Source organism: Streptomyces sp. NPDC044064, from assembly GCF_056434245.1.
In genome coordinates, this window is sequence record NZ_JBWKFN010000003.1 from 384,698 (window position 1) to 397,201 (window position 12,504).

The following is a 12,504-nucleotide window of genomic DNA, read 5'->3' on the forward strand; positions in this document are numbered from 1 at the left end:
AGACATCAGACATCGACACGAACCGTGAACTCACCCTCGGCGACCCGCGCCCGCAGCGCCTCGCCCTCTGCGACCTCCTCCGGGTCGCGCACCACGTGGCCGTTGGCCTTCTGCAGCACCGCGTAGCCGCGCTTGAGGGTCGCGGCGGGCGAGAGGGCCACCACACGCGCGTGCGTGTGCGTCAGCTCCGAGTCCGCGCGGTCCAAAAGGTGGCCGAGGGTGCGCCGGCCACGGTCCAGCAGGGAGGCCACGTGGTCCGCGCGCTCGTCGACCATCCGGTGCGGATCCTCGATCGAGGGCCGCGCCAGCGCATGCGCCAGGCCCCGCTGCTCCCGCTCCACGAACGCCTCCACGCACCGCCGGGCCCGGTCCCGCAGCATCCGCACCCGCTCGAACTCCTCACCGACGTCCGGTACGACCTTCTTGGCCGCGTCGGTCGGCGTGGACGCGCGCAGGTCGGCGACATGGTCGAGCAGCGGGTTGTCCGGCTCGTGCCCGATGGCGGACACGACGGGCGTACGGCACTGAGCCACCGCCCGTACGAGCTGCTCGTCGGAGAACGGCAGCAGGTCCTCCACGCTGCCCCCGCCCCGCGCGACGATGATCACGTCCACGTCGTCGATCGCGTCCAGCTCCTTCACGGCCTGCACGACCTGTGGGACGGCGTGCACGCCCTGCACCGGGACGTTGCGCACCTCGAAGCGGACGGCGGGCCAGCGGTGGCGGGCGTTCTCCAGCACGTCCCGCTCCGCGGCGGAGGCGCGGCCGCAGACCAGCCCGATCAGCTGGGGCAGGAAGGGCAGCGGCTTCTTCCGCTCCGGTGCGAACAGCCCCTCGGCCGCGAGCGTCTTCTTCAGCTGCTCGAGGCGGGCCAGCAATTCACCGACGCCGACGGGCCTGATCTCGGCGGCCCGCAGCGAGAGCTGACCGCGCGGCGCGTACCACTCCGGTTTCGCCAGGACGACCACACGGGCGCCCTCGCCGACGACGTCGGCGACCGCGTCGAACACCTGCCGGTAGCAGGTCACGCTCACGGAGATGTCGTGCGACGGATCCCGCAGGGTCAGGAACACGACCCCGGCTCCCGGCCGCCGCGACAACTGGGTGATCTGCCCCTCGACCCACACGGCCCCGAGCCGGTCGATCCAGCCCCCGATCAGCCGCGAGACCTCACCGACGGGGAGCGCCGCTTCGGGCGACGTGTTCACAGCCATGCGGCGAGCGTAACGGTCCCCTCCGACACCGGACTCCGAAGCGCCGTCAGGGTCCGGACCGTCGCCGGCTGCGGGCCCGTCGTGGCTGGTCGCGCAGTTCCCCGCGCCCCCGGGGAGTCGCAGCCCCGTCGGCCGCACACCACCGGTGTTCGCCCGAAGGGGAGGGGCACGCGATCTCCGGCCCGCCGGACGCACCCTTACGATGGGTCCCATGACCGCTTCGCCTGGCCGCCGTGTCCTGCTCGCCGCCCCCCGGGGCTACTGCGCCGGTGTGGACCGTGCCGTGATCGCCGTCGAGAAGGCCCTGGAACAGTACGGGGCCCCGATCTACGTCCGGCACGAGATCGTCCACAACAAGTACGTCGTGCAGACCCTGGAGAAGAAGGGCGCCATCTTCGTCGAGCGGACGGAGGAGGTGCCGCCGGGCAACATCGTGATGTTCTCGGCGCACGGCGTCGCCCCGGTCGTGCACGAGGAAGCCAGGCAGGGCCGCCTCGCCACCATCGACGCCACCTGCCCGCTGGTCACCAAGGTCCACAAGGAAGCCGTGCGCTACGCCAACGAGGACTACGACATCCTCCTGATCGGCCACGAGGGCCACGAGGAGGTCATCGGCACCTCCGGCGAGGCCCCCGACCACATCCAGCTGGTCGACGGCCCCGAGGACGTCGCCAAGGTCACCGTCCGCGACGAGTCGAAGGTCGTCTGGCTGTCCCAGACCACCCTCTCCGTGGACGAGACCATGGAGACGGTCGACGCCCTGAAGACGAAGTTCCCGGGGCTCGTCTCCCCGCCGAGCGACGACATCTGCTACGCCACGCAGAACCGCCAGCTCGCCGTGAAGCAGATGGGCGCCGAGGCCGAGCTGGTCATCGTGGTCGGCTCGCGCAACTCCTCCAACTCCAAGCGGCTCGTCGAGGTCGCCAAGCTCGCCGGCTCCCGCGAGGCCTACCTGGTGGACTTCGCCAGTGAGATCGACGAGGCCTGGCTGGAGGGCGTCACCACGGTCGGCGTCACCTCCGGCGCCTCCGTCCCGGAGGTCCTGGTCGAGGAGGTCCTCCAGTGGCTCGGCGAGCGGGGCTACGGCGACGTCGAGATCGTCAAGGCGGCCGAGGAGTCGATCACCTTCTCGCTGCCCAAGGAACTCCGCCGCGACCTGCGCGACGAGGCGACCGCCCTGGTCGCCGAGCGCGGCGGATCGGGTGCGTCCGACGCGTGAGCGTCCGTACGTCCGGGGCGTGACCGTCAGTCGTCCGTCGTAACGTGGGGCCATGCAGATCTTCGGCGTGGACATCGGCGGATCCGGGATCAAGGGCGCTCCCGTGGACCTGGACAAGGGCGACCTGGCCCAGGAGCGGTGCAAGGTGCTCACCCCGCACCCGGCGACGCCCGAGGGCGTGGCCGACGGAGTGAAGCAGGTCGTCGACCACTTCGGCTGGACGGGCCCGGTGGGCCTGACCTTCCCCGGAGTGGTCTCCGGCGGTGCCACGGTCCGTACGGCGGCCAACGTCGACAGCAGCTGGATCGACACGGACGCGCGCGCCCTGTTCAGCGACCGGCTGGGCGGCCTGCCGGTGACCGTGGTCAACGACGCGGACGCGGCGGGCGTCGCCGAGATGCAGTTCGGCGCCGGCCGGGACCGCGAGGGCACGGTCATCCTGCTCACCTTCGGCACCGGCATCGGCAGCGCCGTCTTCATGGACGGCGCCCTCGTGCCCAACACCGAACTGGGCCACCTCGAGCTGAACGGCCACGACGCCGAGAAGCGGGCCTCCAGCAAGGCCAAGGAGGACGGCGAGCTGACCTGGGAGCGCTGGGCCCGCCGGGTGCAGAAGTACCTCGCGCACGTCGAGATGCTCTTCTCGCCCGAGCTGTTCATCATCGGCGGCGGGGTGAGCCGCAAGGCGGACAAGTTCCTGCACTTCATCGACGACATCAAGGCCGAGATCGTGCCCGCCCAGCTGCAGAACAACGCGGGGATCGTCGGAGCGGCGATGCGCGCCGCGCACGACCACGCCGGATAGCGGCGCGGTGCTCAGGTGCGGTGCCTGCGGGCCCGCACCCACAGCACCCGGCGTGCGAGCACGATCACTCCCGCGACCAGCGTCCCCCCGTACAGCCAGCCCGCCTGTGTGGCGAGCCCGGTGACCAGCCCCATCAGGCGGCCGAGCAGACCCCCGCTGCCGTCGACGGCGGGGAAGAGCCCCACGGCGAAGGCGATCGGTACGACGACGGGCGCGGTGAGCAGATCACTGCCGCGCACCCACAGGGCGGTCAGCGCGCACACCGGCAGGAACAGCACGCCGTACAGCGTCAGCGACGCACCGAACAGCAGCTGGTCCAGTAACCCGAGCAGGAACATCGCGACCGTGCAGAACAGCCCCCCGCCGAGCCCGGTGAGCCGCGGTCCCGGCACCTGACCGGGGGGCACCTGCCGGGCGGTCCGGGACGGCCGCGCCCCCCGCTGCGCACCCGGCGCGGCCCTGCGCTCACCGGCCGGCCGCCGTGCCTGCGGCGGCAGCGGTGCGCGGGGTGTGCCACGGCGTGGTCCGTCGTTCGGGGGGCGCGTCCTGTGATAATCCACTGGACCAACCTAGGTCGGTTAATGTGCCGAATCGCCCCTCAGACACGCCGATGAGGAGAGCTTGGCCAGGCGTTCGACGCTCCAGTGAGCCCGCCGCCGCCGACGCCGTAGACTGGTGGATCGGCCAGTGTCTCTGGCCCCTGGCAGCCCCTGGCCCCTCTCACTACGGGAAGTCGCAACGTGTCGCTCACGATCGGAATCGTCGGCCTGCCGAATGTCGGCAAGTCGACCCTGTTCAACGCCCTGACCAAGAACGACGTGCTCGCGGCCAACTACCCGTTCGCCACGATCGAGCCCAACGTGGGTGTGGTCGGCGTCCCCGACGCGCGCCTCACCAAGCTGGCCGAGATCTTCTCCTCGCAGCGGATCCTCCCGGCCACCGTCGACTTCGTCGACATCGCCGGCATCGTGCGCGGCGCCTCCGAGGGCGAGGGCCTGGGCAACAAGTTCCTCGCGAACATCCGCGAGTCCGACGCGATCTGCCAGGTCATCCGCGCCTTCAAGGACGAGAACGTCGTGCACGTCGACGGCAAGGTCTCGCCGAAGGACGACATCGAGACGATCAACACCGAGCTGATCCTCGCCGACCTCCAGACCATCGAGAAGGTCCTGCCGCGGCTGCAGAAGGAGTCGCGGATCAAGAAGGACATCGCGCCCAAGGTCAAGGCGGTCGAGGAGGCCAAGGAGATCCTGGAGAAGGGCGACACGCTCTTCGCGCACGGCATCGTCCAGGGCACCGAGCGCAACGAGCTGCTGCACGACCTGCACCTGCTCACGACGAAGCCCTTCCTCTACGTCTTCAACGTCGACGAGGACGAGCTGGTCGACGAGGACTTCAAGAACGAGCAGCGCGCCCTGGTCGCCCCCGCCGAGGCCATCTTCCTCAACGCCAAGCTGGAGGCGGACCTCGCCGAGCTCGACGAGGCGGACGCCCTGGAGCTCCTGGAGTCGGTCGGTGCCGAGGAGCCCGGTCTGGCCACCCTCGCCCGCGTCGGCTTCAACACCCTCGGCCTGCAGACCTATCTGACGGCCGGCCCCAAGGAGTCCCGCGCCTGGACGATCAAGAAGGGCGCCACGGCCCCCGAGGCGGCCGGTGTGATCCACACCGACTTCCAGAAGGGCTTCATCAAGGCCGAGGTCATCTCCTTCCACGACCTGGTGGAAACGGGCTCGGTCACCGAGGCCCGCGCCAAGGGCAAGGCCCGCATGGAGGGCAAGGAGTATGTGATGCAGGACGGGGACGTGGTGGAGTTCCGCTTCAACGTCTGATCACCCCAGCTCAGAAGGGGTCGGCCTCAGCAGAGCCCGGCCCCTTCCGCGTTCCTGCGCTCGCGTCTAGGCGGGCTGCGGCGGGATGAGCTTGTCGAGGTCCAGGTTGATCTCGAAGGGAACCAGGCGCCGCAGGGTTCCCCGGAAGATTCCGGCGGGGGCATATGCGCCGGTCGGTTCGTCGAGCTCGTAGACGTGGACGACGGGGGCGCCCTTGTCGTCCTCGATGCACCAGTAGTGCGGGATGCCTGCCTCCGCGTACTTACGGAGCTTGACCGTGCGGTCCCGGTGCGCGGATTCGGGTGAGACGACCTCGATGACGAGCCGGACCTCTTCCGGCGCGTACCACGTGCGGTCCGGGTCGTAGGGGGCGGTCGTCACGAGGAGATCCGGCTCCGGTCGATTGCGCTCGTCAAGGCGGATCGTCATCTCCCGCTCGACCTCGAAACCGGCGGGCACGTCGGCCATGAGTGTGGTGGTGAGGGCGGTGACGAGGCGGCCGTGCCAAGCCCGCTGGGGCGACATCATGAAGACGAGGGCTCCGTCGATCAGCTCGGTATGGCGGGGTGCCTCGGGGAGGCGGTCCAGGTCCTCCGCGAACCAGCCTTCCTCGCGCGGGGGGCGCATCCAGTCGGGCAGTGCGGTCATGGCTCCACGGTAGCGACTGGGCGGGGCCCGGGCCGCGAGATCGTCGGCAGTGCGACCACCCGTCGGTGGGAGGATGCCCCGACGGTCTGAGAAGGGCGGGGCGGGTGGGGCGGGGCGAGCGGGATGTGGTCGCGGGTGGGGCGCGGCTGTACGCGGCGGCGCAGTCGGTGGCCGGCGACCACGGCAGGGTTGTCGAGGCGGTGCGGGCGGCGCTGAAGCCGATCCACGACGAGGCGGTGGGACGCGAGCTCGACGCCATCCCCGTCGCCCGGCTGCAGGACGTCACCGAGGGACGGCTGCGGCTGGGCAACGTCGAGAAGAGCGGACTGCGCACGGTCGGGCAGGTCCTGGAAGCAGGCCCGTACCGGTTGCGGCAGATCCCCGGGGTCGGCCAGCGGACCGTCGACCAGATGCTCGCCGCCGCCCGCCGGCTCTCCGACGCCGCACACGAGACCGTCGCCGTCCACATCGACGTGGACCGGCCGGAGCCGAGGACCACCGCCCTCGTCCTGGCTCTGCACGTGCTGGTGGAGGCCGGCCCGGACGCCCGGCGCGCGGTCGACGCGGCCGCGGGACTGTCGAGACGCCTCGGGCCGCTGCTGGCCGACGCCCGGCCCGCCGCCGGACGGTTCCGGATGCTGCTGGCCGGCCGGGACAAGAAGGACCGTGCGCTGGCGGCGGTCGCGGAGATCCGGACGCTGGTACAGGAGGCGGAGCGGGCAGGCCTGCCCGGCCTGTTCGCCCAGGCGTCGGTGGATCTGCTGCGCGGGCCGGCCACCGATGTCGCGGCCTGGGTCGACTTCGAGCTTCGCTCCGCCGAGTACTACAGCCTGCTCGCCGAGATCTCCGGAGGTGTGCCCGACGCGGCGAAGGCCGAGGGGTTCCTGCCGGACGAGATCGCCGAGCACGTCCGGAGCCAGCATCTGGACGACTCCCACCGACGGGTCTCCCTGCGCGGCTACCAGGAGTTCGGCGCGCGGTTCGCCCTCGCCAGGCGCAAGGTGATCCTCGGCGACGAGATGGGCCTGGGCAAGACGATTCAGGCGATAGCCGTGCTGACGCACCTGGCCGCCGAGGGCCACAGCCATTTCATGGTGGTGTGCCCGGCCAGCGTCCTGGTGAACTGGACACGGGAGATCGAGGCCCGCAGCACCCTGCGCGGCACGCTGCTCCACGGACCCGACCGGCACGACGCGTTCGCCGACTGGAAGGGGCGGGGCGGGGTCGGTGTGACCACGTTCGACGCGCTGCGTGGCTTCCCCGCGCCGGGCGGCGGCGAAGTCGGGATGCTCGTGGTCGACGAAGCGCACTCCGTGAAGAACCCGAAGGCCAAGCGTTCCCAGGCGGTCGCCGTGTGGGCGGAGCGTTGCGAGCGCGCCCTCTTCATGACCGGTACCCCGATGGAGAACCGGGTCGCCGAGTTCCGCAACCTGGTCGGGATGCTCGACGGCGGCCTCGCTCAGTCCCTCGGCGAACGGGACGCGCTCGCCGGACCGGTCGCTTTCCGCAAGGCCGTCGCCCCGGTGTATCTGCGGCGCAACCAGGAGGACGTGCTGACGGAGCTGCCCAGCCTCCAGCGGATCGACGAGTGGGAGGAACTGAGCGCCTCGGACGAGGAGGCCTACCGCGAAGCCGTCCGCTCGGGCAACTTCATGGCGATGCGCAGGGCCGCGTACCTGCGCCCCGAGAAGTCGGCCAAGCTGAACCGCCTGCGGGAGATCGTCCAGGAGGCCGGCGAGAACGGCCAGAAGACGGTGGTGTTCTCCAACTTCAAGGACGTGCTGGGCGCGGTGCGAGAGGCGCTCGCAGCGGATCCCGGCGGCGCCCCCGTGTTCGGTCCGCTCACGGGGAGCGTCCCGGCCGGGCAACGGCAGCGTGTCGTCGACGACTTCACGGCGGTCACGGGCCCCGCGGTGCTGCTGGCGCAGATCCAGGCCGCGGGCGTCGGCCTCAACATGCAGGCCGCCTCCGTCGTGGTCATCTGCGAGCCCCAGATCAAGCCGACCATCGAGCACCAGGCGGTGGCCCGGGCCCACCGCATGGGCCAGGTCAGGTCGGTCCGGGTGCACCGCCTCCTGGCCACCGGCGGGGTGGACGAACGTCTGGTGAAGATGCTGGAGAACAAGACCCGCCTGTTCGACGCCTACGCCCGCCGCAGCGCCGTGGCGGAAGCCACCCCGGACGCGGTCGACGTGTCGGACACCGAGATCGCCCGCCGGATCGTCGAGGAGGAACAGGCCCGCCTGGACACCCATTTCCGGGAGTGAACCCCCGCGCGGCGTGTCGTGGAACTTGCGCCGGGGGTCGGCACGTTCGCACAATGAGTCGAAACGGGGGAGGCCTTGACATGCGAATTCGCATTCCTGAAATGCGTGCTCTCCGCAAGTAAAAGAGGAATCTCAGATTTCGCGGTGACGTAACCGGTAAAAGGTGCGCCCGGTGAAATCGATGAGGGGCAAGTTCACTTTCTCGGGTATTCTCGTCCGTTGGGCCACCTGGCGGGACGTTGGGATGGAAGTTCTGGGGGAACATCCGTGGGCGAGCGGCTCAGGTTCGAGGTACTCGGGCCCGTGACGGTGACGTCACAAGGCCGGAGTCTGCCGATCGGCGGTGCGCGTCAGCGAACGGTGCTCGCTCTGCTGCTGCTCAATTCGGGCCGGATCGTCCCGGTGGACACCCTTGTGGACGCCGTGTGGAACGACCACCCGCCCGCCACCGCCCGCACCCAGATCGCGATCGTGATCGCAGCACTACGCAAGACGTTCAAGAACCAGGGCGCGGCCGAGGACACCATCGTCACCGCCCACCCCGGCTATGTGCTCAGACCCGACGGCCACTCGGTGGACATGCTGGAGTTCACCCGGCTGGTGAAGACCGCCGAGACCGCGGTGCAGCAGGGCCGGCTCCCCGAGGCCGCGGGATCCTACGCCCAGGCCCTCGCGCTGTGGCGGGGTCCCGCCTTCGCCGGTATCTCCAGCTCCCTGGTCGAGGACGAGGCCGCCCGGCTGGAGGGCCACCGGCTCAACGCCTACGACGACGCCACCGCAGTCCAGCTGGAACTGGGCAACCACCACGACCTGGTGCCCGAACTCACCTCCGTGGTCCGTGAACAGCCGCTGCGGGAGCGGACCCGGCACCATCTGATGCTCGCCCAGTACCGGTCCGGCCGGCGCGCCGAGGCGATGGCCACCTTCCGGGAGGCGCGCACCCAGTTCATCGAGGAACTGGGCATGGAGCCGGGCCCGGACCTGCAGGGACTGCACGACGCGATCCTGCGTGACGACCCGTCGCTGGCGCCCGCACCGGCCGTACCGGCGAGCGACGCGCTGCGCGCCGACACCCTCGTCGTCCCCTCCGAACTCCCGCCGGACGTCCCGGGCTTCACCGGACGCCAGGTGGAACTCGCGTTATTGGACGCGCTGGTCGCGAGCCGCGACCGGCAGCACGGGCCGGCCATCGGGCTGATCACCGGTATCGCCGGGGTCGGCAAGACCGGTCTGGCCGTGCGCTGGTCGCACCGCGCCGCCCAGCACTTCCCGGACGGTCGCCTCTTCGCCGACCTGCGCGGCTACGACGAACACCACGAGCCGACCCCGGCCCGTGACGCGATGAGCAGGTTCCTGCGCTCGCTCGGGGTGCCCAGCGACCAGATCCCCACCGAGCCCGAGGACCTCGTCGCGCTCTACCGCAGCGTGCTCGCCGAGCGGCAGGTGCTGCTGGTGCTCGACAACGTCCGCTCCTTCGCCCAGATCCAGCCCCTGCTGCCGGGCAGCGGCGGCTGTGCCGTGCTGGTGACCAGCAGGGAGCAGCTGGAGGAGCTGGTCACCTGGCCGCAGGACGCCCGGGTGCACCTCGGGGTGCTGCCCGGGGACGACGCCGTGGAGCTGCTCGGGCGGATCGTCGGCGAGGAGCGCATCGACTCCGCGCGCGCCGACACCCGGCGTCTCGCCGACCTGTGCGACCGGCTGCCGCTGGCGCTGCGCATCGCCGCAGCCCGGCTCGCCTCCAAACCGCACTGGACCGTACGGCACCTGGTGACCCGGCTGGGCGACGAGCGGCGCCGGCTGGACGAGCTGAGCCAGGGCGCGGCGCAGGTACGGGCCAGCTTCGAGCTGTCGTACCGCTATCTCCCGGACGACACGGCGCGGCTCTACCGGCGCCTCGGCCTGCTGGACGTACCGGACTTCGCCGCCTGGGTGGGCGGCGCACTGCTCGACGTCGACGTGCTGGACGCCGAGCGGCTCATGGAGGATCTGGTCGACGCGCAGTTCCTGGAGGTCGTCGGCGTCGACGCGACCGGCCGGCTGCGCTACCGGCTGCAGAACCTGATGCGGCTGTACGCCCGGGAGCGGGCCCAGGCCGAGGAACCCGGGCCGGAGCAGCGGATCGCCCGGGAGCGGGCCTTCCGCACCTGGCTGGCCCTCGCCGAGGAGGCCCACCGGCGCGAGTACGGCGGCCACTTCAGCGTGGTGCACAGCCCCGCGTCCCGCCGCCCCCTCGACCGTATCCACACCGACGAGCTGCTCTCCTCGCCGCTGGAGTGGCTGGAGGCCGAGCGGCTTTCGCTGGTGGCCGCTGTGACGCAGGCGGCGCAGCTGGAGATGGACGACCTCGCCTGGGACCTGACGGTGTCCGCCGCCGTGCTGTTCGAGACCCGGCACTATCTGGAGGACTGGCGGGAGTGCGCCGAGGTCGCGCTGGAGGCGGCCCGGCGCGGCGGCAACCTGCTCGGCCAGGCGGCGATGCTGCACCAGCTCGGCGGGGTCGCCCAGTCCTACCGGCGGCTGGCGGAGGCGCACGCCCGGTACACCGAGGCGATGGAGCTGTTCGAGGAGGCCGGGGAGCCGCACGGGCAGGCGCTGAACCTGCGGAACCTGTCGATCCTGGAGCGGTTCAGCGGCGATCTCGACCTCGCCATGACCCGGCTGGAGCGCGCGGGCGACATCTTCCGCACGGTCGGCGACGTCTCCTCCGAGGCGCACGCGCTGGACAACATGGCCCAGATCGAGCTGGAGCGGGGCAACACCGAGCTGGCGATGAAGCTGGGGGTCGAGGCCGTGCGGATCATGGAGTCGATCGACCGGGGCAGCAAGCGGGGCGTTGCGCAGACCATCCACCGGCTCGGTCGTGTCCATCTGGCCCGGTCCGATTTCCCGAAAGCAGAAGAAGCGTTTCTGCAGGTGATCGAGCTGGTCCAGGCCAAATCGGATCTGGTCGGTCTCGCCTACGCCCTGCTCGGTCTCGGCGAGGCCCGGCTCGGCGCGGGTGACGTGGACGCCGCCGAGGCGACCCTCTCGGAGGCCCTGGAAGTCGTCGAACGCATCGACAGCCCGCTCGTCGACGGGCAGATCAATCTCGTTCTCGGCGAGGCCCGCAGCCGCCAGGGCCGGCTCGACTCCGCCCGGGAGCGGGCGAGCGCGGCCCACGCCGTGTTCCTGCGCACGGGTTCGCCCCGGTGGCGCGCGCAGGCCGAGCGGCTGCTGTCCCGGCTGGACGAGCAGCCGGGCCGGAGAGCCTCCGGCTGACGGCCGTCCCCCGCACGTCCCGTACCGCGCACCGCAGCACGCCCTGCCCCACAGCACGTCCTGTTCCGCAGCACGCCCTGCCCGACAGCACGTCCCGTACCGCAGCACGTGATGTAGACGCCCAATAATCAGCCGATAAGCGACGTGCCTACTTTCGGCTGGGACAGACGTCAGCCGAAGTGTGGAGTACAAGATGCCGCCCGTTGCCAAGGCGCCTTCCTTCGCGGTGATTTCCGGGGCCCAGGTCCACCGGGTACTCGACGGCCGGTACCAGGAGGTGGTGGGCCTGATCGAGACGGCGTACCGCGTCCACGGCGCCGGTGACACCGTCAATCCGCCGTCCTACTTCCTGCGCTTTCCCGACCGTCCGGCCTCCCGCATCATCGCCCTGCCCGCGTCCATCGGCGGCGAGGTCCGCGTCGACGGGCTGAAGTGGATCTCCAGCTTCCCCGAGAACGTGGCCGCCGGACTGCCGCGCGCCTCCGCCGTGCTGATCCTCAACGACCACGACACCGGCTATCCGCTGGCCTGTCTGGAGAGCTCCATCATCAGCGCGGCCCGTACGGCGGCCTCGGCGGCGCTGGCCGCGGACGCGCTGAGCCGGGGGCGGGGCGAGCGGCCCCGGCGGGTCGGGTTCGTCGGCACCGGACTCATCGCCCGTTACGTCCACCAGTACCTGGCCGGCACCGGCTGGCGGTTCGACGAGATCGGCGTGCACGACCTGTCGGCCGAGCACGCGGCCGGATTCGCCGGCTACCTGGAGGGAGCTGCGGACGGCGGCCGGGTCACCGTGCACGAGAAGGCCGAGGACCTGGTCCGGAGCAGCGACCTGGTCGTCTTCGCCACCATCGTCGGCACCCCCCACATCGCCGACCCCGGCTGGTTCGGCCACCACCCGCTGGTGCTGCACGTGTCGCTGCGCGACCTCGCGCCCGAGGTGATCCTCACCGGCGCCAACTTCGTCGACGACGTCGAGCACTGCCTGAAGGCCGGCACCTCCCCGCACCTGGCCGAACAGCTCACCGGTGGCAGGGACTTCATCGACGGCACCCTCTACGACGTCCTCACCGGCGAGCGGGCCGTACCCGCCGACCGGCCGGTGTTCTTCTCCCCGTTCGGCCTCGGCGTGCTGGACCTCGCGCTCGGCAAGCACGTGTACGACACCCTGCACGCCTCCGGCGAACTCTCCGTCCAGCCCGACTTCTTCCACGAGCTGCGCCGCTACGGCTGAGCGCACTCCTGACCGGACCACCCCGAGGAAGGG

9 protein-coding genes are annotated in these 12,504 nt (G+C 71.0%); 6 read left to right on the forward strand and 3 right to left on the reverse strand.

From position 1 onward, the window contains the following. Positions 1–5 precede the first annotated feature (5 nt). Positions 6–1,214, reverse strand: a complete 1,209-nt coding sequence (gene xseA, locus AC07DS_RS07250; RefSeq protein WP_479143429.1) for an exodeoxyribonuclease VII large subunit — start codon at positions 1,212–1,214, stop codon at positions 6–8. A 202-nt stretch (positions 1,215–1,416) separates the two neighbouring features. Between xseA and AC07DS_RS07255 the strand changes: the two genes are divergently transcribed. Together AC07DS_RS07255 and ppgK are read left to right on the forward strand one after the other, a co-directional pair. Continuing rightward, positions 1,417–2,433: a 4-hydroxy-3-methylbut-2-enyl diphosphate reductase gene (locus AC07DS_RS07255; protein WP_479143430.1), complete on the forward strand. Its 1,017-nt coding sequence runs from the start codon at positions 1,417–1,419 to the stop codon at positions 2,431–2,433. 52 nt (positions 2,434–2,485) lie between these two features. Next, positions 2,486–3,238 carry a polyphosphate--glucose phosphotransferase gene (ppgK, locus tag AC07DS_RS07260; protein WP_479143432.1) on the forward strand — a complete coding sequence of 251 codons (753 nt, stop codon included), beginning with the start codon at positions 2,486–2,488 and terminating at the stop codon, positions 3,236–3,238. A gap of 11 nt (positions 3,239–3,249) precedes the next feature. Here the strand turns inward: ppgK and AC07DS_RS07265 are convergent, their stop codons facing one another. After that, the gene (locus AC07DS_RS07265) at positions 3,250–3,798 is read right to left on the reverse strand and encodes a DUF6542 domain-containing protein (RefSeq protein WP_479143434.1); all 549 of its coding nucleotides are present in this window, start codon (positions 3,796–3,798) and stop codon (positions 3,250–3,252) included. Positions 3,799–3,978: 180 nt separating this feature from the next. Between AC07DS_RS07265 and ychF the strand changes: the two genes are divergently transcribed. After that, positions 3,979–5,067, forward strand: coding sequence for a redox-regulated ATPase YchF (ychF, locus tag AC07DS_RS07270; protein ID WP_479143435.1), 1,089 nt, complete (start codon positions 3,979–3,981; stop codon positions 5,065–5,067). A 66-nt stretch (positions 5,068–5,133) separates the two neighbouring features. Here the strand turns inward: ychF and AC07DS_RS07275 are convergent, their stop codons facing one another. After that, the gene (locus AC07DS_RS07275; protein ID WP_479143437.1) at positions 5,134–5,715 is read right to left on the reverse strand and encodes a Uma2 family endonuclease; all 582 of its coding nucleotides are present in this window, start codon (positions 5,713–5,715) and stop codon (positions 5,134–5,136) included. A 104-nt stretch (positions 5,716–5,819) separates the two neighbouring features. Here AC07DS_RS07275 and AC07DS_RS07280 point away from each other — a divergent pair, with 104 nt between their 5' ends. The 3 genes from AC07DS_RS07280 (at position 5,820) to sbnB (ending at position 12,471) form a co-directional block, all read left to right on the forward strand. After that, positions 5,820–7,982, forward strand: a complete 2,163-nt coding sequence (locus AC07DS_RS07280; RefSeq protein ID WP_479143439.1) for a DEAD/DEAH box helicase — start codon at positions 5,820–5,822, stop codon at positions 7,980–7,982. 267 nt (positions 7,983–8,249) lie between these two features. After that, positions 8,250–11,240 carry an AfsR/SARP family transcriptional regulator gene (locus AC07DS_RS07285; protein ID WP_479143441.1) on the forward strand — a complete coding sequence of 997 codons (2,991 nt, stop codon included), beginning with the start codon at positions 8,250–8,252 and terminating at the stop codon, positions 11,238–11,240. Between the two features lie 193 nt (positions 11,241–11,433). Then, entirely contained in the window at positions 11,434–12,471 is a 1,038-nt protein-coding gene (sbnB, locus tag AC07DS_RS07290) for a 2,3-diaminopropionate biosynthesis protein SbnB (protein WP_479143443.1), read from the forward strand. The last annotated feature ends 33 nt before the right edge of the window (positions 12,472–12,504 follow it).

What these genes read in the sequence shown, in the direction of transcription:
- AC07DS_RS07255 (WP_479143430.1), top strand. Translation starts at nt 1,417, where the DNA reads ATGGGTCCCATGACCGCTTCGCCTGGCCGCCGTGTCCTGCTCGCCGCC.
- xseA (WP_479143429.1), bottom strand. Translation starts at nt 1,214, where the DNA reads ATGGCTGTGAACACGTCGCCCGAAGCGGCGCTCCCCGTCGGTGAGGTC.
- AC07DS_RS07275 (WP_479143437.1), bottom strand. Translation starts at nt 5,715, where the DNA reads ATGACCGCACTGCCCGACTGGATGCGCCCCCCGCGCGAGGAAGGCTGG.
- sbnB (WP_479143443.1), top strand. Translation starts at nt 11,434, where the DNA reads ATGCCGCCCGTTGCCAAGGCGCCTTCCTTCGCGGTGATTTCCGGGGCC.
- ppgK (WP_479143432.1), top strand. Translation starts at nt 2,486, where the DNA reads ATGCAGATCTTCGGCGTGGACATCGGCGGATCCGGGATCAAGGGCGCT.